Genomic DNA, 20340 nt, shown 5'->3' with positions numbered 1-20340 from the left:
TTAAAACTTGTGCCGAATCCCCACCGTTGCGATCACCTGAACATTGGTTTTAGACCACGTTGCGCCTGCGATAGCCGCCACGGCTGGCAGGCCGCGAGAATCGGTTCCTGATGCATGCTGATAGAAGGCCAGCGTGTACAGGTCGGTCGTCTTCGATATCGAATAGTCGACGCCCATATCGATCTGTTGGTAACGGGCGCGTGTGGGACCGCTGCAGTTCGTATAGTCATAAGCGACTCCCAGCATCAGGACAGGAGTCAACTGATACTTCACGTTTAGTTCGCCGATGTTAAAGCTTTCGACTCCCCGATAGGCTGCCTCTTTTTTGCTTAACCCGGTGACGGCTACCGAGCCAAGATCGGTATAGCGCGTGTTGCTGAATACAGCGCCGAAAGTCGCATTGCCCAGCGTGTACGCTGCCGCTGCTGCAAAGATCTTCTGTGCGGCGGCGGAAGCGAATCCGAGGTTGACAGCACTGACCATATTGTTCGCGGTGGCACTATCGTTGGCCTTGTTACCGTAGAGCGAAAAATTTGGCCTGTTCGTATCCTGATAGGCAACGCCCAGCGTTAGCGGTCCGCGAACGTAGCCGGCACCGAACGCGATAATACGATTGGTTGCAGTCGAACCGGCCTGGCCGCCGAAACTGTACATGGCCGATGCCGATAAACCGCCAATAACAGGTGTCGTGTACTTGATCGTGTTGTTGACGCGGGCGAACGTGTCGAGATTATCGACGTCGCCAGGATGCGCTCCGTAACCCGCGCCGGCAGCCGCCCAACTCCCGCCGGCACTCAGATAGCCGGTGTACCAGTAGGCGCTGGAATACTGCCGTCCGAGCGTTACGGTGCCCGGTGTGCCCGAAAGACCGACGAAGGCCTGTCGTCCGAAAAACGTTCCGTTCTGGGAGATTGCGCCGGTTGTCGAGCTATAGCCATTCTCCAGCGTAAAAATGGCTTTGGCCCCCCCGCCCAGATTTTCGCTGCCTTTGAGGCCCCAGACACTGGAACCTTCGACTCCGCTTGCCAGCGCATACTGCTGTTTGCCCCATGCGTTGGAGCTATACACGCCGCCGACGTCCACCACGCCGTACAGCGTCACACTCGATTGAGCTTGGGCTTGAGCCGAAAATAGCCCGAATGTATAGAGGAATGCTAATCGTAACTTCATCGGGAGATCTTGTGTTTTTTCTAGCAGCCATGCGGGGAAAGTCTACGCAAATCGGACTTACGTATTGTGATCGCGTCGGAGGTCGGAGCCAGCTAACTGCCTGGGCGTTATGAGCCAGGCGCCAGCCAGGTTTGCACGAGGGCGGCCCAGCAGGCCGCGCCCAACGGAATGACGCGATCGTTGAAATCATAGCCGTCGTTGTGTAGCGAGCAGCCGAACCACTCTCCCGTTCCGTTACCTAGCGAAAAGTAGCAACCCGGGACCTTTTCCAGCATCCAGGCGAAGTCCTCGCTGCCCAGTTGCGTCGACGGCGGAATCTGGATCACGTTATCCTTGCCAAGCACACTCTCAATGGCGGTTCGAGCGATCGAAGCCTCGGCGGCTGTGTTCATCACGACAGGAACCATGTGGTCGTAGGCGATGTCGGCGTGAACGCCACAGGACGCAGCCTGATGGGTCACAACGGTTCTGATTCTCTCTTCCAGCAGCTTGCGCACTTCGGGCTTGGTGGCGCGCACGGTCAATTTCAACGTAGCGGTTTCGGGAATGATGTTGAACGTCGTGCCTGCCGAAATCTGGCCGACGCTGATCACACCCGCGTCGACAGGCGCAACGTTGCGCGCGACGATCCCTTGTAGTGCGACGACCGTCGTGCAAAGTGCGAGTGTCGGATCGATCGCCCGATGAGGGATGGCACCGTGACCGCCCTTACCACGGAAAGTCACCGTGACCCGATCCGACGAGCCGCCAAGCGGCCCTGCCTGGACCACGGCCTTGCCGACGGGAAGGCCAGGCGCATTGTGAAAGGCGAAAATGGCGTCACAGGGAAAACGCTCGAATAAGCCGTCATTCATCATCGCGACTGCGCCGGACAGGCCTTCCTCGTCGGGCTGGAAGATGAGATTCAGTGTGCCGTCGAACGCTTGGTGACTCGCGAGATATTCGGCGGCCGCGAGCAGCGTTGCGGTATGGCCATCGTGGCCGCATGCGTGCATGCGACCATCGAGCGTGCTGGCGTACGGCAGCCCTGTGCGCTCCTGGATCGGAAGCGCATCCATGTCGGCGCGGATTCCGAGCGTACGCGGGCTACTACCGAGTTTGAGTTGCGCGACGATGCCCATGCCGCCAATGCCGGTGTGGACCTCATAGCCCCATTCGCGCAACAGGCGCTCGACGAGCGAAGCCGTGTTGGGTACCTCGGCGCCCAGTTCGGGATTGGCGTGAATGCGATGCCTTAGTGCAGCGAAGCGCTCGGCCGATTCAAGTATCGCGGCGGGGATTTTGTATGGATAGTTCATTATTCAAGACCAAAGTTCGGATTTGACCAGCGTGCAGGCACTTACGCGCGGTCAGGATGCCCGGGGTATAACAGCAGTGCTGCGAACGTAATGAGGAGCGCACTCAACTGGTAAAAGGCGGGCGCCATCGGGCTGCCTGTGGCGCCAATGAGCCAGGTGACCGCGAGCGGAGCAAATGCGCCGAAAATCGTCACGCCGAAGCTGTACATCATCGACATGCCGGCCGCGCGATGTTTGCGCGGAAATGCCTCCATCATCAATACGGGACCGGCACCGGCGCTCATCGACATCAGGGTTCCTGACAGCACGACGCACATCAGAACGACGGGCAGCCCGGGGCCGGATACGATCAACGCAGCGCTGGGAAGTCCAATCACCAGGGAAATCAGGCAGTTGATGATGACGAGAGGTTTGCGACGGCGGAGCCGGTCGGCAAGACGCCCGAACAGCGGCGCGAGCACCAGCATAGTCAAACCGGACACGGCCGTGCACGCGTAAGCCGTGATGGGCGGCATGTGCAAGGTCCGCACGAGATAGGTCGGCATGTAGAGCATGGAGACGTACACCGACGTCGTGCTGCTCGTCATCATCAGAATGCCGAGGAGTAGCGTCCTCCAATGTCCGCTCACGACTTCGCGAATGCCATCGAGCGCCGTGCCGTGGTTTTCAATCTGCGTTTCGGGAAGATGGCGGCGGATATAGAGCCCGACGGGCGCAATGAAAAGGCCCATTAGAAAGGGCAGACGCCAACCCCATGTGGCAACCTCGTCGGCGGGCAATAACGCGTGGAGCGTCAGTCCGGACAGCGCGCCGAGCAGCGCAGCGGCACCCTGAGTGGCTGTTTGCCAACTGACAAAGTAACAACGACGCCCTTTGCTCGCCGATTCCAGCAGCAACGCCGACGCCGTACCGATCTCGCCGCCAGCCGAGAGTCCTTGCAGAAGCCGCCCCAGTACCATGAGAACAGTGGCGATGACGCCAATACTCGCGTAAGTCGGCGTGAGCGCGATCACGGCCGTGCCTGCGGTCATCAGAGCGATGGTGAGCGACAGGGCCGACTTGCGTCCACGACGATCCGCGAGGTTGCCGATCAGAACCGCCCCTAGCGGACGCATCACAAACCCGGCGCCGAATGTTGCGAACGAGAGGAGCAGCGACGTGGTGGGATCGCTAGCCGGGAAGTACAGGTGGCCGATCGTTGCGGCAAAGAAGCTGTACAGCGTGAAGTCGTAGGCTTCAAGTCCGTTGCCGATCGCCGCTGCGGCAATTGCTCGTCGACTGATCGTCGGCGTGGTGGCGCTTGCGGCGTGATCGGACGGAAATTGGCCGTGTCGCTCGTCAAGCAGGTTAGGGTGGATTTCGCTCATCGCCGTTGTCTCTCGTTTGTGGGGCGCTGTTGTGCGCCGTATTTCACAATGCCTGTGTCAGTGGTCTGGCAAGTGTTCGGGGCCAAAAACATCAGGACAAGCGAGAGATATTCAGGGCATTGAGTTTTAGTTGTGGCGCGCTGCGCTCGCGCGGTAGTCTATGACCAGCGGTCCGTTCAATGGCTCCGCATGGGCATCGATTTGGTCGACATTGGTCAGTGATTGGCGCCCCGGCCATAATCGTGATCCTTCTGGCCGGCATGAAACCGCTCGAGCGCTGCTTTATTTCGGTTCGGCAACAGCGCCGCATACAACTGCAGTGGAGCGAGAGAGTGTGTACGTTGACTCCGTCCATCAGGCACTCGGCAGCAGGAGCGCGCGGGTCAAGCAGTTCATCGTGCAGCGGTCCGAAGACGATATAGATCTGGACGACGTGCAGGTTGCACTGTCACGCGTCACGGCAAACGAGATTGCGGCAATTTGTACGCGCCTCGCGAGGATGGCGGGCGTTCGCGCGTGTATGTCCGCTCCGCCCGTCAAAAGCAGTCGTTCACCTTAGCGGTTATCGATCGCCTTCAATTCCAAGACGTGCCAGGCTAAGCGTGTGAATCTCTTGGACGATCGGCGACCGATAGTCGAGAAACCAGCCATTATGAAGATTGAAGAGCTTCAGCAGACCTGCTTCATCATGCGGAAAAGCCAGAGCTCGGGCCTGCTCTGCGAGCGGCCTGGAGGCTTCGACGAGCTTCGCGCGATCAAGCCAATTGCAGCGCGCGCCGTTCGACGACAGCCAGATCTGGCATGACTCAATCAGGTGATCTGTCCGCAACCACTCGCCGCAACGCGCGAATGCGAGCAACTGACCAACCACAAGGAACGTGAGCAGTTCGGCTTTCGCTTCCTCGTCCATTGAACTCGAACCTCATCGTTTTCCACACCTTCCCAAGCTCTGGAGCCATTCTGGAATGCATGAGCATCACGCCGCCGCACGCCATATCCAATGCCGAACCCCATGGTCTCGAATCAGGCGGTTGATATGGCCGCACGAATAACGTATATGAAATTCTCGCTCAATAAACTGCTGAGCGAGCGCGTCTGTCCAATAATCTCTCGCGAGGCCCGCACTGCCGGAAGTCTGTCTGATCAACTGGATCACCCGCGCGAGATCATTGGTGGTGTGACGCTATCTGCGTCGAACGTCGCCTATTCGTATCAGGGCTTCAGCCGCACCGGCTGCGGAAGCCCTCTGGTAAAGCCGGGCCATCGCCGAACTCAACCCCAGTATTAAGGCAACCTGCTCGATGTTCTTGGCTTTGCTGAAGAGTAAGACAATGACTGATCATGGCCGAGGCCGGCATTTCCCCGGTGACAGATGATTTGCCGCGGCTGCTTCTCGGCATTTCCGCGCTCGCGCGAGACAGGTCACATTGATTCCGACAATGGGCGCACTACCAATACCAAGCGCGTTTGGGTGTGGTTCATTTCCCGGAAGCAGTTAAATGCAAACGAACGTTCGTGACGATATTATTATTTGTAACGGCTTTCAATAAAGAAAATGTTGTTAAACCTTCAATAGCCCTTCAGAAGTCTGCGATGTTGTCGTAACTACCTTGGGTAAACCCCATCCATGCTACGCGTATCATCCGGAATTAGTATGAAGAATACAAGATTATCGACCCGCCTGATTGCAGGTTTTTCCCTGCTGACGTTGCTTCTGATTGTGGAGGCTGTAATTGCTTTTTACGGCCTATCGCAACTTAACAGCCGGCTCGATGATATTGCGCGGGTCAATAATGCTGAGGCGCGACTCGCCAATGTCCTGAAATCATCGATACAAGATCGCGCCATCGCGGTTCGCAATCTGGTACTCCTTGATAACCATGACGAATTGCTAGCTGAGGTCGATCGAATCAAGGGACAGGATAAGGTGTATGCAGATGCGGCTAAAGAGTTGCGCGATATGTTCGCGCACGAGGCTGGCACAACAGATGGCGAGCGCAGGCTGCTAGCCGAGGTCGATCAGCAGGAACTGGTCGCGGTCCCTCCGATGAAGAAAGCGATTGAACAGGCGGTCGCAGGCGATATTGCCACGACGACCCGGACGATCATGCAGGAGGCCCGCCCGCCGCAGCGCGCCTGGCTCGCAAAAGCCGTCGCGCTTGCAGATCGCGAGGACGAGGAAAACGCCGACGCACAGAAAGACGCGGTAGCCACTTACGCCAGCATCCGCATGCTGGTCGGCTCGCTGGTGGCGCTCGCCATTGGCGTAGCCATCGTCACCGCCGTGCTCATTACACGTAGCGTGCTGCGTCAACTGGGCGGCGAGCCGAACGATGCACAACGTATTGCCGGCGAAATCGCCGCAGGCAATCTGCAGGTTTCCATTGCTGTTGCGCATGACGACGAGCGCAGTCTTATGGCGTCCCTCGAAGCGATGCGTGAGCGGCTGACCAGCATCGTTTCTGGCATCAAGCATTCGGCTGAATCGATTTCGGTGGCGGCGGGCGAGATCGCGCAGGGCAATCTCGACTTATCGCAACGCACAGAGGAGCAGGCTGCGTCGCTCGAACAGACCGCGGCGAGCATGGAAGAGCTGACGTCGACAGTCAAGGCAAACACAGACAACGCGCGTCAAGGCAGCACGGTCGCCACGACTGCGTCGCAAACAGCGTCGGCCGGTGGGGAAGTCGTGCAGCGGGTCGTCAGCACGATGGCAGACATCTCGTCTAGTTCGTCGAAGGTGGCGGAAATCATTTCGGTGATCGAAGGCATCGCGTTCCAGACCAACATCCTCGCGCTGAATGCGGCCGTCGAGGCGGCACGCGCGGGCGAGCAGGGTCGGGGTTTCGCGGTCGTTGCAGGCGAAGTGCGTACGCTCGCGCAGCGCAGTGCTACGGCCGCCAAAGAGATCAAGGCGTTGATCGAAACGTCTGTCTCGCATGTTCATGACGGTTCGGCTCTCGTACAGCAGGCTGGACAGACGATGAGCGAAGTCGTGCGCTCGGTGCAGCGCGTTACGGACATCATGGGGGAAATTGCGTCGGCATCGGTCGAACAGAATACCGGTATCGAACAGGTCAACGTGGCGGTGACGCAGATGGACGAGGTCACGCAGCAGAATGCCGCGCTTGTCGAGCAGGCGAGTGCGGCCGCGCAGGCAATGGCCGATCAGGCCGAAACGCTGCGCGCGGCGGTGTCGGTTTTCAAGGTGAGCGAGGCAGGGCATTCGGAGGGCATGGCGAATGGTTCTGGTTTCGCTACACGTGCGTTCGCTCATGGTCGGCAGAGCGTCGTTGCTGCACGCAAAGTAACTGCCGCCTCAGTAGTAAACGGTAACCCGGTGCAGCGTGCGCCATCGGTACTTGCGGAACATGACTGGCATAGCTTTTAATGCCGCGAAGCAGTCACTTTGTTCTCTCCGGCTAACGAATAGCAGGCTTCACGCAGGACCAGCGGGATGCGCTCGCCATGTTTCGGCGAGCGTCGCACATAAGCGCCGCTCAGTCTTGAAAAATCTGCGTGCTTTCCCCTGAGCTAGCATGCCGGACCTGCATCCTTTGATCGGCATAGGGGGCAGCACAAGACTGCGCCCCTGCGACACCACCCGGCATGCGGGTCCGCGCCGGGCGGTTCGAGACGTTGATGTCATGCGAGTCGAGGGAAGCCAGCAGTGTCAAAGTATCCGACCATGAGGGTGCGATTCAACCCAATTTCGCTGTGACCCTGCCTCGTTTCCACGTCTCTTACCGCGGCACCCTCAAGCAGCGCGCGGTTCGGCTCGGTCAGCGCAAGGTCGGCCTGCGCTTTTCAGGGAGTCGCGTCAACGAGAACGAGCTTCGCCGAAGAGTTCACCCATTCGAGCGGCGCGTAATACGACACCAACTCGCCGCTTCGGAACATGCGGAGGGACGCAGACTGCGGGTCGCCTTGCGGGCCTCGGTAGTCCCGGATTGCAGATTCATACTTTTCGAAAAGCTGGAAATTCACTGCACATAGTCACTGCCCAAAAGAGAACCTCACCGTAGTACATAAACCGAATTCGATGTTAGCTCATGAATCGAAGTTTTGGCCAACCTCCCCCAAAATCGGAAAGACCCTCCACAACAACGCGTAAGCTCCAGCGCCTCATGCCGCGAGCTTGTGCTCGTAATAAGGCCGGTCCTTGTCATCGAGGATGGCGTACATCGCGTCCAAGCTTGTTGCTTCCGGATTCAGCCATGCCTCGATGTTTTCCGGCTTGATAGGGATGATGCACCGGTCATGGCCGGCCGCTTCGACCTCCGGCGGCGGTTCATCGGTGATGGCAGCAAACGACAGAAGGTCTGGCTCGCCCGGTTTCGTCCATCGCGACCACAGGCAAGCCACGTGCATCAGTTGCCGGTTGCTGGGGCGAAACTCGAGGACAACGTTCGCGTCCTTCTCATGCGTCTCGAGCACCGTGCCTTCCATCTTCGCCTTCTTCACGTTCTCGTAGAAGACCTCAACGAGCAACACGCCGTGCGTGTGGCCGAAGCACGATTTCCAGAAGCCTTCCAATGAATTTTTGCGGGCATTGTATGTCCCAGGATATTTCACATCGAAACTGGCCGGCGTGCCCGCAATGCGGCACTGGTATCGCATCGGCCTGACCACATACTCACCGTTTTCCATCCCCAGCACCGGCGCGAAGTATCCCGGGAAGATGCGAGAGTCGCGCGGCTTCGATTCGGTCCGATTGATGTCATCAATGCGGCGTAGTGCGGCCTCAATTTTGTCGGTGGCGATGCGCCGGCTTTCTGTTGCTGCCTTCGTCACCTTCGATTCAAGCTTGCGCTCCGCTTCGGTCAGGCGGGTGCGCTGCTGAAAGAGGTCCTGCTCGAGTTTCGTCTTCTGCCCGGCGCGCGTCTTCTCGATGAGCTGGCATATCTCCCGCTCGCCGTCGGTCTGCGGGTCAAGGAACGCATCATCAAGCGCCTTCGGCGTCCTCGCGCTGCTCCCTTCGGCCTGCAGGAAATAGAGGCGCGCAAACTCGGCAATGTCCATGTGCGCACCGAAGGTCCGTACGTAGCGGCGATAGTCCGCCCAGATTTGAGCCGAGTAGCACATTCGTCATCTCCGTTGGTCGATGCGGTTGCCCGCTCAATCACCTGCGTTGACTGCACCGTATGTCGGTCCCGATGCATGACCCGTCGCACCCGCTGCCGTCGACTCGCCAACTGCTAAACGGGTCGACCGATTTCGTGCCGACCGTCAGGCCGTTCTCCCTAGCGAAAAAAGTCGGCTCGCCCGCCTTGCCGCGGGCAACTGCTTCGTCAATGGTCGCATCCCCGAACGCGCGGCGCAATTCGGTCACGAACGCCGCAATCTCTGCCATTGGGTGCTTGCGCACAGGCATGTCTATCAACGTCTCCCGTCGCGACCAAAAAGGGGCACTTCACAAAGCAGGTTTTTGATATACGATACTGTACATCCATACAGCTTTTTTCAACAATGGCCGCCTTGCTCCAACACGTCGAGTCGATTCACCCAGCGCTGTGGCGCGGGGCGCAGCTCGCGCGTGTCCACGGCAGAACGGTCGACACCGGCTACGCGGCCCTGTCGGCCGAACTGCCCGGCGGCGGCTGGCCACTGGGTGCACTTGTCGAACTGCTGGTTCAGCAACCAGGGATTGGCGAGATGCGGCTGCTGAAGCCGGCGCTCTCGGAATTGAGCTCACGACCGATTGCGCTCCTGCAGCCGCCGCATGTCCCCAATTCGCTGGCGTTCGCCTATCTCGGCGTGCCGGTCGAACGGCTGATGCGACTGCGCGCACCGAGAACGGCAGACGCACTCTGGTGTGCGGAGCGGGTGCTTCAGGCGAAGAGCTGCGGCGCGCTCATTCTCTGGCAGCAGCACATCAGGACCGAAGCTCTCAGGCGATTACACCTGGCGGCACAGGCATCGGAAACGTTCCTTGTGCTCATCCGGCCGCTTGCCAGTGCGCAGGATTCTTCGCCCGCCACGCTGCGGCTGGCCGTCAAACCGGCTGACGGCGGCCTCGTCGTCGATGTCGTCAAGCGACGGGGCCCAACCAGAACCGAAACGCTCTCCATCACCCTGCAACCGTCACCGATTCTGCTCAGCCCCTATGGCCGTGTTCGTCGCCATCTTCCTGCCCAGGCTTTCGCTGGAGGTATTCCGTCCGAGGTGGTCACCTCGCACTGAGCACGGGTGCGTCGTGCTGGAGCGCGACAAGGTGGTGGTAGCAGATTCGATAGCGCGGGAAGCCGGTGTGCTGAGGGGCATGAAGCGGGGTGGTGTGACGACGCTGTCGCCCGACGCTCTGATGTACCACCGGAGCATCGAGCGCGAACGCGACATGCAGCGCGAGGTCGCCTTCGGTCTGCTGCGATTCTCGCCTCAAGTCGCGGTCTGCGATGAGGACACCATCGTGATGGACGTGACGGCCAGCCTGCGTCTCTTCGGTGGTATCCGCCGAGTCTGCGCGTTGATGCGCGACGTCGTAAAGTCCATCGGCGTGACGATTCGCATGAGCGTCGCACCGACTGGTCAAGGTGCGTGGCTGCTCGCAAAGCGCGGCGGCTGCCGCGTACTCAAGATGCCCTCGCTCGAGCGGAACCTCAACGCACTGCCGTTCACGGTCGTGCCGGAGCTGCGTGGCTTCGCTGACTGGCTCCAGGGCTTGGGCTGCCGGGTGCTCGCGGACATCCGTCGCCTGCCGCGCGCGGGCCTGAAGAAGCGTTGTGGTGTGGGGTTGCTCGACGCGCTCGACCGCGCGTATGGCCTCTCACCCGAGCTTTACCAGTGGCTTGAAATGCCGCCCACGTTCAGCGCGCGCACTGAGCTTCCCGACCGTGTCGAACATGCCGACGCCATCCTCTTTTCGTCGAAGCGGCTTATCGTGCAGATGTGCGGCTGGTTGAGCGCGCAGCAGCTCGCGCTGACGCACGCCACGGTGTTGCTGGAGCATGAGCGCGGCCGCGAAGCCATTGACCCAACCGCTCTCGAAATCGCGCTTGCGGAACCGACATGGCACGAGGAGCACCTCGTTCGTCTGCTGAAGGAGCGCCTTGGTCGTGCCGAACTGCCGGCCGCCGTCCTGGCGGTCCGGCTGACCGCGTCCAGCGTGCAGGCCGCCGAGCCACCGAGCGATTCGCTCTTTCCCGACCCAGGTGGCTCAGCTGAAGACCACAATCGTCTTATCGAGCTGCTGGTTGCGCGGCTCGGCACGGAGAATGTCGAGCGTGCGGCTCCGACTTCCGACCACCGGCCGGAAAAGGCGAATCGCTGGGTGCCCATCCAGAACGATGCGAAGGTGCAGGCACCGCCCCTTGGCCTGCCGCGACCGACCTGGCTGCTCGAAGAACCCATCAAGCTCATGATGAAGAACCATCGACCGTTCTACGGCTCGCCGCTCAGGCTCGTGTCGACTGGGGAGCGCATCGAAGCAGGATGGCACGACAGCGAAGCGGTGACGCGCGACTACTACGTTGCGGAGGCCGCCGATAAGAGCTGCTACTGGATTTACCGCGAACGGCCCGTCGTCAAGACGGAAGCGGTGCGCTGGTATCTGCACGGCCTCTTCGGATAAGACGGTGCGCTCGTGGATTTTCCATCGTCAATGCTTCCGGATTATGCGGAGCTTTTCGCCTTCACCAACTTCTCGTTCCTCCGCGGCGCGTCGCACGGAGAAGAGCTCGTGCTGCGTGCATCCCAGCTCGGTTATTCGGGCCTCGCAATAACCGACGAGTGTTCGCTCGCCGGCGTCGTACGCGCCCATGTCGAAGCGAAGAAGGAAAAGCTCCAGCTGGTCATCGGCTCGTATTTTCAGCTTGTGAATGCGGACCAGTCGCCGGCCTTCGGTCTCATCCTGCTGGCGCAGAATCGCGAGGGCTACGGCAACCTGTCCGAGTTCATTACGCTGGGACGCATGCGTGCGGCGAAAGGCGAATACCTGCTCACGCCGCATGACATCTCGAAGCCAGAGAAAGGCTGCACGCATCTGCGGGGAATGCCGAACTGCCTCGCCATCCTGGTGCCCGATTTCCCGGCGACCGAGGATGCACTGGCCGTCCAGCTCAAGTGGATGAACGACGTGTTCGAGGGTCGTGCATGGGTCGGGCTGACGCTGCACCAGCGCGCGATGGACGACATCCATCGGGGCATCGTCGAGCATGTAGCTGACCAGTATCGCGTGCCGGTCGTGGCGACGGGCAACGTCGTCATGCATGTCCGCTCGCGCAAGCCGCTGCAGGACACGATGACGGCAATCCGGCTGCGCAAGACCGTCGCCGAATGCGGTTATGACCTCGCGCCAAACGCTGAGGGCCATCTGCGTTCTCGGTTCCGGCTGGGGAACCTGTATCCGACGCGCGCGCTATACGAGACGCTCAACATTCTTGAACGGTGTAACTTCTCACTCGACGAGCTTCGCTACGAATATCCCGACGAGCTCGTGCCAGATGGTTTCACGCACGAAGCGTATCTGCGGCAGGAGACGTACGTCGGTGCGCACCGGCGCTATCCCAACGGCATTCCGCACAACGTCCAGGAGCAGATTGAGCACGAGCTACAGCTCATCCGCGAACTGGAATACGAGGCCTATTTCCTCACGGTCTACGACATTGTGCGCTTCGCGCGCAGTCAGCACATTCTGTGTCAGGGCCGCGGGTCAGCGGCGAACAGTGCGGTTTGCTACTGTCTCGGCGTGACAGAGGTTGACCCGTCACGCGGCAACATGTTGTTCGAGCGCTTTATCAGCAAGGAACGTGGTGAACCACCCGACATCGACGTGGACTTTGAGCACCAGCGTCGCGAGGAGGTCATCCAGTACATCTACCGGAAGTACGGCCGCGACCGTGCGGCCATCGCCGCAGCGGTATCCACATACCGGCCCCGCGGCGCACTGCGCGAAAGCGGCAAGGCGCTCGGCGTCGACCCGCAGATTGTGGACAAAGTCGCGAAGTCGCATCAGTGGTTCGACCATTCGACGGACCTGCTCCAACGCTTCGCGGAATCGGGGCTTGACCCGAAGAATCCGCTCATCGGTCTATGGGCGAAGCTGGCAGCCCAGATTCTCAATTTCCCACGCCATCTGTCGCAGCACTCGGGTGGCTTCGTTATCAGCCGGGGCAAACTCACGCGTCTGGTTCCCGTCGAGAATGCGGCTATGGCAGACCGCTCCGCAATTCAGTGGGACAAGGACGACCTTGAAGCGCTCGGCCTGCTGAAAATCGACGTACTCGCGCTCGGCATGCTGTCGGCCATTCGTCGCACGCTCGACATTGTGTCGGAGCAGCGCGGCGAGCGCTTCGAGATGCAGGACATACCTCCCGAGGACGCGGCAACGTACGAGATGATTTCACGGGCGGACACCGTGGGCGTATTTCAGATTGAATCGCGCGCGCAGATGAGCATGCTGCCGCGGATGAAGCCGCGAGAGTTCTACGACCTCGTTATCGAGGTGGCCATCGTGAGGCCGGGCCCGATTCAGGGCGGCGCGGTGCATCCGTATCTACGCCGGCGCCAAGGGCTGGAGCCGGTGACGTATCCGAGCGACGCATTGGAGGTCGCTCTCGGGCGAACGCTTGGCGTGCCCATTTTCCAGGAGCAGGTCATGCAGGTCGCCATCCTGGCTGCCGGCTTTACACCAGGAGAAGCGGACCAGTTACGCCGCGCGATGGCTGCATGGAAACGTAAGGGCGGCCTTGACAAATACTACGACCGCATCGTGAACGGAATGACAGAGCGCGGTTACACCAAGGACTTCGCCGAATCCATCTTCCAGCAGATTCATGGCTTCGGCGAGTACGGATTCCCGGAGAGTCACGCGGCGAGCTTTGCGCTGCTGGTGTATGCGAGCAGCTGGCTGAAGTGCCACGAACCGGAAGCGTTTCTTGCCGCGATGCTGAACAGCATGCCGCTTGGGTTCTACTCTGCGTCGCAACTGATTCAGGATGCGCAGCGACATGGCGTGAAGGTGCTCCCAGCCGACGTCACCATCAGCAGCTGGGATTCGGTTCTCGAGCGTCACAATTCGGCATCCCGGCCGGCAGTACGCCTTGGTCTATCGCTGTTGAAGGGGATGAAGGACGGCGCAGCGGAGCGCATCGAAGCCGCGCGAGCCGTAAGGCAGTTTGTCAACGTTAGCGACCTCGCGAGACGTGCTCAGCTCGACCGGAAGGACCTTCAGGTTCTTGCGTCAGGGAACTCGCTGTCGTTGCTCGCGGGCAATCGACGCGAGGCACTTTGGGCGTCAGTCGCTGCCGTGCCCGACCGCGACATCCTTGCCGATGCACGGGTCGATGACGAAACACCTGCGCTCGGCGCGCCATCGGAAGGCGAAGACCTCGTCGCAGACTACAACTCGATGAGTCTCACGCTCGGCCGGCATCCACTTTCGCTCCTGCGGCCAGCCCTGCTCGAACAGCGCCTGATGCCGGCGGAAACGCTCATGGCCTATCGCAATGGCAGACTCGCGCGTGGCTGCGGGTTGGTCACAGTACGGCAACGGCCGGGAACGGCGAAAGGCGTGATGTTTCTGACCATCGAGGATGAGACCGGCAACGTCAACGTCATCGTTTGGACATCGGTTCAGGAGCGGTTCCGGCAGGAGGTGTTGGGTGCGTCGCTCCTCGCGGTGTACGGAACGTGGCAATGCGAAGGCGAGGTCCGCCACCTGGTTGCGCAGCGGCTCGTCGATTTGTCGCACCTACTCGGTGGGCTTACGGCAGTCAGTCGCAACTTCTGCTGAGCTAATTTTGGCTACGACACCAATGTTTGTATGACCCTACTCAGCGACTTTTTACCGCCGCGCGATTGACGAAGGAAGATTTGCGGCGCAACTGGGGGGCGGTGTGACCTAGTTTTGAATGACGACGGGAGTGAGAAAGCGAACCTCTTTGCCGGCGACAAGACCTTTGGTGCTGTCGTCGTAGACCGCACGATACGGCTTCTCAGGCTGTTCTCGAAGCCACTCATCTTGTGAGCCGTTCCAGACTTCGAAGAGGACCAGTTCGTCTGGAGTGGACGGGTCTTCGCTAAGAACAGCGCTAACAAAGTTCGGTTCTTTCGACAACTTCGTCAGCAACTCCGCGAGGTGCGGAATGAACTGGTCTTTGGCCGACGGCACCAGCGTGAATCGAACGTACAGCGACACCACTTGAGGTCCCCTTGGCTGACATTAAGGAATTGGATGGGAGGCACCGCCGCCGCGAACCGGGGCTCGAGTTATGGGCATGCAAGACGTCCGGAAGACTGGTCGCTGGAAGAACGCCTGATGGCCTTGCAGGAGAGCCACGGGCTGGTGGACGAAGCATTGAACGGCTGGTGTCGGGTGCGCGGCCTGTTTGCGCATCATCTCGTGCAGTGGCGCGCGGATTTTTGTGCTGGCGGCGCAGCCGCTAGCCGACGTGAGAGCGCCCAGGACGTGCGGGATCTGAAGCAGGCCAATGTGCAACTGCAGCGCGAGCTCAAGCGCAGGAGCAGGCGCTGGCCGAAGCTGCGGCGCTACCGGTGCTGCAAAAAAGTACCGCGCGCTCCTCGGGGGCGAGGCCGAATGACGGCTCCTGAAGAGCGCAGGCAGCGGAGGCCGCGCGCGACGAAGGCATCGAGCTTCAGGTGGTCAAGTTGACGGTGGGGAAAAGGGTTTTGTGCTGTTACCCCGACGCTGGGTGGTTGAGCGCAGCTTTGGCTGGCTTAATCGCTTCCGGCGCTTGACCAGAGACTACGAGCGTTTGCCTGAAATGAACCGCACCGAATCGTGGAGGCCGGTTGGTTTAAGTTAATGCGGGTACTTCAGCGTTCTTTGGATCCGGCAGTCCGCATAGGCACCGGCCCCCCAGTTGGTCTTCGATGTCCCTCTGTAGCAAACCTAGTAAACAAGCTCTCAATGCGCGAAGCAAATCGGCAATCCACCGTCCGGATGCGTGACGGTACCCATCGGGATGCCATATATCGCGCTGAGCGTCTCGGGACGCATCAACTCGTCGGACGGACCGTGCGCCAACAGGCTGCCTCCCTTGAGCGCGATGAGTTCGTCGCAGAAGCGGGCCGCCATGTTGATGTCGTGCAGCACCACCACCACGCTGATACCGCGCTCCTCGCTCAAGCGCCGCACGAGCGCAAGCACCTCGATCTGATGAGCGATGTCGAGCGCCGAAATCGGTTCGTCGAGCAGCAGGCAATCGCTATCTTGCGCGATCAGCATTGCGAGCCACGCGCGCTGGCGCTCGCCACCCGAGAGGGTGTCGACGGCGCGATCGGCAAAACGCAGCACGTCGGTCTGCTTCATCGCTTCGAGCACTTTCTGCGCATCGTCGCGCGAAAAGCGACCTAGCGCGCCGTGCCATGGATAGCGTCCGAGCGCTACCAGTTCGCGCACCGTCATGCCGTCCGCAGCGGGTAGTTGCTGTGGAAGGTACGCGACCTCGCGTGCGAACGCCCGGCTTTCCCACTGCTCAAGTGCCTCGCCGACAAACTCGATTGCGCCCCCACTTGGCTGCTGCTGGCGCGCGAGCAGCTTCAAAAGCGTCGATTTACCGGAGCCGTTGTGACCGATGAGTCCATACATACGCTGCTTCGTCAGTGTCAGCGATAAGGGGTTAAGCAGCGTGCGGCCTCCCGCTTCGAACGAGACGTTATCGAGCTTGAAAAACGCTTGCGCGGGAACGGCCGTCAGCGACGCCTCGTCGGGCGAGAGTTTCATGGGCAAAGTCGTTGAAATACTCATCGGTAAAAACCTCGACAGCAAAACAGGTTCATCAGCACGATCGCAAGACCTTATTTCTGTGCGGAAAATGACGCGTGTGCCGTACTGCTCGCAACGCTTTCATCGACGGATCGCGCGCCGAGATCCATACCCGCGCCGGTCGTCAGGATCTGACCGTGTTCGAGCTTGATATAGCGGTCCGCGAGATGGAAATAGCGATCGTCATGCGTGATAACCAGCACGGTCTTCCCCTTCGCCTTCAATTCAGGCAGCAGCTTGCGATAGAACACGTCCTTGAATAGCGGGTCCTGATCTGCGGCCCATTCGTCGAACAGGTAGAACGGGCGGTCCTCCAGATACGCGACCAGCAACGCGAGCCGCTTCCTTTGCCCCTGCGAAAGTTTTAGCGTGGAAAAGACACCATCCTCAATGCTGACCTTGTGATCGAGTTGCAGATGCACGAGCAGTTCCTCCGCTGTCTGGTCGAGTCCATCTAGCCGCATGCCTTGCAGGTTGTCGAACAGGAAGAAGTCGCTGAACACCGCGGAAAATAGCTGGCGATAAGCGTCACGCTCGGCCTCGCCCACGCTCTCACCATTGAGCAGAACGCGGCCGCTTTCGGGCGGATAGAGACCCGCGATCATCTTCGCGAGCGTGGTCTTGCCGCTGCCGTTGCCGCCAATCAGATAGACAAGTTCGCCGGGCTTGAACGCGAGGTTGATTGGCCCGAGTGTGAACACGTCGTTCTCCTTCTCGCGGAAGTAACGATGCGTGACGCCATCGAGCACGATGCTGTCGAACGTATCGTTCACCCGCTTATCGGGACCGTTTGCGTCATATGTAAGCTCGGGCGGCAATTCGGCGTTTACCTGTTCGATGCGCTCCAGTGCAACGCGTGCGGTGCTGACACTCGGAATCGCAGAAAGCAGCGACTCGATCGGCATGATCATGTATAGGAACACCATGGCGTAACCCGACATCACGTGCGTGTTCACCGGAAAGAGCCGCGCGACCACGAACAGCGTGATGCCGATGAACGCGAACAGGATGAAGCTGCCCCAGCTCGCCGCGGCCGCGTAGAGCACGTATCCGCGCGTGCGCTGCACGCGTACGGCTTCGACGTTGCTGGAAAGCGTGTCGTCGATGAAGGCAGCCCGGCGCGAGCGATGCAGCTTCAGTTCCTTGGCGCCGTCGAAGAGTGCGCGAAAGTGGCGCACCAGATCGTCTTCGCGCCGGCGCGACGCGCGCAGGTGAAAGAGCGCACGGCTGTTGGCCACGCGGAAGCCTGCCGAACCGATACCGATCGTGAGGATCGCCACCAACAGGATCTGCCACGACAGCACGCTCAGATATGCGAGACAGCCGATGATGACAGAGCTTTGCATCGCAAGGGAGGGCATGCGCACGAACAGCATCACGATGGCGTCCAGGTCCTGGGTGAGCACGGCGAGCGAGCGCGCCGCGCCCTGCTGCTCCAGGTGGCGAAACGAGGCGTCGCCGATGCGGCGGATCGTCTGCATGCGCAGGCTCGCCTTGGCGCGCTGACCGAGGTCCATGAAAAGCGTCTGCGAGAGCGTACGCGTGGCGAGCACGATCACGCCAAGCGCGACGAACTGCCAGCCGAGGCGCGCGAGCTGTGCGGTAGAGGCCGACAGCGCCTGGTTGATGAGTGCGACCAGCCCCGCGTTGCCAAAGCCGCTAACGAGGCTGGTGATAAGCGCGACGAACAAGGTCCAGCGTGAGTTGTGCGCGAGTTTCAAGAGCAAAGACATGAGTTTCCGAGGGACAGTGCGTCATGAACCGGGCCGGTCTTGCGCCGACCTTCGGAACATCGTGAGGATCAGATAGAGTCCGCCGAGCAGCGTGGCCATCACGCCAGCCGGCATTTCCTGCGGGAAAAGCACCCAGCGGCCCAGCCAGTCGGAGCTGACCATCAGGGTCGCGCCGAAGGCGGCGGAGATGTACAGCAAGGGCATCGCGCGGCGGATACCTAGCATGCGCGCCATGTGTGGCGCCATCAGACCGATGAACGATAGCGGCCCGATTACGAGCGTCGCGACGGCGCTCAACCACGCACTCAACATCAGGAGGCAGAAGCGCGCCCGGGCGATACGTGCGCCGAGGCCCATAGAGACCGCGTCGCCGAGCGGTAGAATCTCCAGCCAGCGGCGACATAGCGGAACGGTCGCGAGCGCGAGCAGTGCGCAGCCGGCGACAAGCGCGGCCATCCACGGGCCGACGTTGTAGGTCGAGCCAGCCAGCAGACTGTAGAGGATGACGACACGCGGGTCGCCGCTCGACATTGCTATGACGGAGACCGCCTGGAACGCCGCGCTCAGCGTCATGCCCGCGAGGATCAGCGTATCGGGTGAGAACGACGAAGCGCGCGCGATCATCACCAGCGCGCACAGCGTGAGCATCGAACCGGCCGTGCACCAGACGAGAAAGGTCGGCAGCCCCGGGGCCGAGGTGAGAAAGAGCGCACCTGTCAAACCTAGCGCGCCGCCCGCTGGGATACCGAGCAAGTCGGGGCTCGCCATGGGATTGCCGGTCATACGCTGCATCATGCCGCCCGAGAGCGCGAGCAGCACACCTACGCCCGCCGCTGCCAACACGTGCGGCGCGCGCAGGAACAGCAGCGCGAAGGTCTCGCGTGCGTCGCTCAGATGCCAGCCCTCAAGACCGCGTCCGAGCGTGAGAGAAAGCACCATTACCATTGCCAGTATCAGCGCACTCGCGAGCGCGACAAGACACAAGTCGCGCCGCGAGATCGGCGCGCGAGCCCGGGCAGACGAGTGCGCAAGATCGGGGCGGCCTCGCAGACGGCGCAGCATCAGCAGCAGAAGCGGTGCGCCGATCAGCGTCGTGATCGCGCCAGTCGGAATAGCCATGCCGAAGCGTGTCGCGCACAACTGCGCGACCTGATCGGCAAACCACAGTAGCGCCGCGCCGATCAGCGGCGACCAGATCATACGTTCGCGCAGGCGTCGCGCGCCCGAAAGCCGCGCGACGGCGGGTGCCGCGAGCCCGATGAAGCCGATCACGCCCACTGCGCTCACCACGACGGCCGCAATCAGCAATGTGAGCAGGAGCGTGATGCCGCGCGTGACGCGCAGCGATACACCGAGACTCGACGCCACCGCATCGCCGAGATCGAACACCGTCATCGGCCGCAGACACGGCAGCAATAGCAGTGCGCACGGTAGGAGGCGCGCCGTGAGCGCGAGCGCGACATGCCAGTCGTGCTGCGCGAACGATCCACCACCCCAGACCAGCAGACCACTGAGCAGGTCGTAGCGCGAGATCGCCAGCGCGAGGCAGAAGGCGCCGCCGCACAGGTTGACGATCATGCCCGCGAGGATCAGCGCGAGCGGCGACATCCCGCGTCGTGCCGCCAGCGCGAACACGGCGGCCAATGCCGCCGCAGCGCCCGCAAGCGCGACGGCGTCGCGGCCACCGGCGAGCAGGAATGGCGCATAGACAGTGGCGAGCGCCAGCGCTAGCCATGCACCCGAGAAGATGCCGAGTGTCAGCGGTTCCGCGAGTGGATTGCGCAGCACCTGCTGGGTCGCGACGCCCGCGAGCCCGAGCGCGGCCCCGCACAGCAGAGTGACGGTCACACGTGGAAAGTCGCTGTAGTGCACCAGCAACTGGGTCACGTCGGAGGAGGAGGGCGCGACGAGCGCCTGCCACCAAAAGGCGGGCGCGAGCCGCGCATCAAGGCGCAGCGCAAACAGCAGCGCGGCGAGCACGAACAGCCCGCAGACAGGCACGAGCGGCGTGCGCAGCATTGGCACGAAGGGTGGACTCATGACGT

The 20340-nt window shown here is 61.0% G+C and carries 15 protein-coding genes and 1 pseudogene; 7 read left to right on the top strand and 9 right to left on the bottom strand.

Annotation, left to right across the window (positions count from 1 at the left end; all coding sequences use genetic code 11):
• The 4 genes from U5A67_RS39170 to U5A67_RS39155 all read right to left on the bottom strand — a co-directional run bounded on the left by U5A67_RS39170 (position 1) and on the right by U5A67_RS39155 (position 4745).
• Positions 1 to 1170: a porin gene (locus tag U5A67_RS39170; protein WP_321818596.1), complete on the bottom strand. Its 1170-nt coding sequence runs from the start codon at positions 1168 to 1170 to the stop codon at positions 1 to 3.
• Between the two features lie 107 nt (positions 1171 to 1277).
• Positions 1278 to 2468 carry a M20 aminoacylase family protein gene (locus U5A67_RS39165; protein WP_321818595.1) on the bottom strand — a complete coding sequence of 397 codons (1191 nt, stop codon included), beginning with the start codon at positions 2466 to 2468 and terminating at the stop codon, positions 1278 to 1280.
• A 41-nt stretch (positions 2469 to 2509) separates the two neighbouring features.
• Positions 2510 to 3835 (bottom strand): MFS transporter, encoded by a 1326-nt coding sequence (locus U5A67_RS39160; protein ID WP_321818594.1) that lies wholly within the window; start codon positions 3833 to 3835, stop codon positions 2510 to 2512.
• Between the two features lie 562 nt (positions 3836 to 4397).
• Positions 4398 to 4745 (bottom strand): hypothetical protein, encoded by a 348-nt coding sequence (locus tag U5A67_RS39155; RefSeq protein ID WP_321818593.1) that lies wholly within the window; start codon positions 4743 to 4745, stop codon positions 4398 to 4400.
• Positions 4746 to 4892: 147 nt separating this feature from the next.
• Between U5A67_RS39155 and U5A67_RS39150 the strand changes: the two genes are divergently transcribed.
• Both U5A67_RS39150 and U5A67_RS39145 read left to right on the top strand, forming a co-directional pair.
• Positions 4893 to 5123 carry a hypothetical protein gene (locus tag U5A67_RS39150; protein WP_321818592.1) on the top strand — a complete coding sequence of 77 codons (231 nt, stop codon included), beginning with the start codon at positions 4893 to 4895 and terminating at the stop codon, positions 5121 to 5123.
• A gap of 366 nt (positions 5124 to 5489) precedes the next feature.
• The gene (locus U5A67_RS39145) at positions 5490 to 7226 is read left to right on the top strand and encodes a methyl-accepting chemotaxis protein (RefSeq protein WP_321818591.1); all 1737 of its coding nucleotides are present in this window, start codon (positions 5490 to 5492) and stop codon (positions 7224 to 7226) included.
• A gap of 734 nt (positions 7227 to 7960) precedes the next feature.
• Here U5A67_RS39145 and U5A67_RS39140 read toward each other — a convergent pair.
• Positions 7961 to 8920, bottom strand: coding sequence for an SOS response-associated peptidase family protein (locus U5A67_RS39140; protein ID WP_321818590.1), 960 nt, complete (start codon positions 8918 to 8920; stop codon positions 7961 to 7963).
• A 384-nt stretch (positions 8921 to 9304) separates the two neighbouring features.
• Between U5A67_RS39140 and imuA the strand changes: the two genes are divergently transcribed.
• The 3 genes from imuA to U5A67_RS39120 are packed head-to-tail and all read left to right on the top strand — an operon-like array spanning position 9305 to position 14567.
• On the top strand, positions 9305 to 10018 hold the full coding sequence (gene imuA / locus U5A67_RS39130) for a translesion DNA synthesis-associated protein ImuA (RefSeq protein WP_321818589.1): 714 nt from the start codon (positions 9305 to 9307) through the stop codon (positions 10016 to 10018).
• Positions 9942 to 11405: a DNA polymerase Y family protein gene (locus U5A67_RS39125; RefSeq protein ID WP_321818588.1), complete on the top strand. Its 1464-nt coding sequence runs from the start codon at positions 9942 to 9944 to the stop codon at positions 11403 to 11405. Before imuA ends, U5A67_RS39125 begins: the two co-directional genes overlap by 77 nt.
• A gap of 30 nt (positions 11406 to 11435) precedes the next feature.
• Positions 11436 to 14567, top strand: a complete 3132-nt coding sequence (locus U5A67_RS39120; RefSeq protein ID WP_415768322.1) for an error-prone DNA polymerase — start codon at positions 11436 to 11438, stop codon at positions 14565 to 14567.
• Between the two features lie 108 nt (positions 14568 to 14675).
• Here the strand turns inward: U5A67_RS39120 and U5A67_RS39115 are convergent, their stop codons facing one another.
• Entirely contained in the window at positions 14676 to 14975 is a 300-nt protein-coding gene (locus tag U5A67_RS39115) for an antibiotic biosynthesis monooxygenase family protein (RefSeq protein WP_321818586.1), read from the bottom strand.
• A 33-nt stretch (positions 14976 to 15008) separates the two neighbouring features.
• Here U5A67_RS39115 and U5A67_RS39110 point away from each other — a divergent pair, with 33 nt between their 5' ends.
• Positions 15009 to 15446 (top strand): hypothetical protein, encoded by a 438-nt coding sequence (locus U5A67_RS39110; RefSeq protein ID WP_321818585.1) that lies wholly within the window; start codon positions 15009 to 15011, stop codon positions 15444 to 15446.
• Between the two features lie 7 nt (positions 15447 to 15453).
• Positions 15454 to 15600 (top strand): annotated as a pseudogene (locus U5A67_RS39105) (transposase); the annotation flags it as partial.
• 101 nt (positions 15601 to 15701) lie between these two features.
• Here the strand turns inward: U5A67_RS39105 and U5A67_RS39100 are convergent.
• The 3 genes from U5A67_RS39100 to fhuB form a co-directional block, all read right to left on the bottom strand.
• Positions 15702 to 16520: an ATP-binding cassette domain-containing protein gene (locus U5A67_RS39100; RefSeq protein ID WP_321818584.1), complete on the bottom strand. Its 819-nt coding sequence runs from the start codon at positions 16518 to 16520 to the stop codon at positions 15702 to 15704.
• A gap of 74 nt (positions 16521 to 16594) precedes the next feature.
• Positions 16595 to 18295, bottom strand: coding sequence for a cyclic peptide export ABC transporter (locus tag U5A67_RS39095; protein ID WP_321818583.1), 1701 nt, complete (start codon positions 18293 to 18295; stop codon positions 16595 to 16597).
• Positions 18296 to 18316: 21 nt separating this feature from the next.
• Complete coding sequence (fhuB, locus tag U5A67_RS39090) at positions 18317 to 20335, bottom strand: Fe(3+)-hydroxamate ABC transporter permease FhuB (protein ID WP_321818582.1); 2019 nt, start codon at positions 20333 to 20335, stop codon at positions 18317 to 18319.
• Positions 20336 to 20340 lie beyond the last annotated feature (5 nt).

It is taken from the genome of Paraburkholderia sp. J69-1 (assembly GCF_905220255.1).
GTDB lineage: Bacteria > Pseudomonadota > Gammaproteobacteria > Burkholderiales > Burkholderiaceae > Paraburkholderia.
The sequence above is the reverse complement of the archived record's forward strand: the minus strand, read 5'-3'. Positions and strand labels throughout refer to the sequence as shown.

Excerpts from the sequence above, each read along its gene's own strand:
- U5A67_RS39170 (WP_321818596.1), bottom strand. The coding sequence starts at position 1,170 with ATGAAGTTACGATTAGCATTCCTCTATACATTCGGGCTATTTTCGGCT.
- U5A67_RS39165 (WP_321818595.1), bottom strand. The coding sequence starts at position 2,468 with ATGAACTATCCATACAAAATCCCCGCCGCGATACTTGAATCGGCCGAG.
- U5A67_RS39160 (WP_321818594.1), bottom strand. The coding sequence starts at position 3,835 with ATGAGCGAAATCCACCCTAACCTGCTTGACGAGCGACACGGCCAATTT.
- U5A67_RS39155 (WP_321818593.1), bottom strand. The coding sequence starts at position 4,745 with ATGGACGAGGAAGCGAAAGCCGAACTGCTCACGTTCCTTGTGGTTGGT.
- U5A67_RS39150 (WP_321818592.1), top strand. The coding sequence starts at position 4,893 with ATGAAATTCTCGCTCAATAAACTGCTGAGCGAGCGCGTCTGTCCAATA.
- U5A67_RS39145 (WP_321818591.1), top strand. The coding sequence starts at position 5,490 with ATGAAGAATACAAGATTATCGACCCGCCTGATTGCAGGTTTTTCCCTG.
- U5A67_RS39140 (WP_321818590.1), bottom strand. The coding sequence starts at position 8,920 with ATGTGCTACTCGGCTCAAATCTGGGCGGACTATCGCCGCTACGTACGG.
- imuA (WP_321818589.1), top strand. The coding sequence starts at position 9,305 with ATGGCCGCCTTGCTCCAACACGTCGAGTCGATTCACCCAGCGCTGTGG.
- U5A67_RS39125 (WP_321818588.1), top strand. The coding sequence starts at position 9,942 with ATGGCCGTGTTCGTCGCCATCTTCCTGCCCAGGCTTTCGCTGGAGGTA.
- U5A67_RS39120 (WP_415768322.1), top strand. The coding sequence starts at position 11,436 with ATGCTTCCGGATTATGCGGAGCTTTTCGCCTTCACCAACTTCTCGTTC.
- U5A67_RS39110 (WP_321818585.1), top strand. The coding sequence starts at position 15,009 with ATGGGAGGCACCGCCGCCGCGAACCGGGGCTCGAGTTATGGGCATGCA.
- U5A67_RS39100 (WP_321818584.1), bottom strand. The coding sequence starts at position 16,520 with ATGAAACTCTCGCCCGACGAGGCGTCGCTGACGGCCGTTCCCGCGCAA.
- U5A67_RS39095 (WP_321818583.1), bottom strand. The coding sequence starts at position 18,295 with ATGTCTTTGCTCTTGAAACTCGCGCACAACTCACGCTGGACCTTGTTC.
- fhuB (WP_321818582.1), bottom strand. The coding sequence starts at position 20,335 with ATGAGTCCACCCTTCGTGCCAATGCTGCGCACGCCGCTCGTGCCTGTC.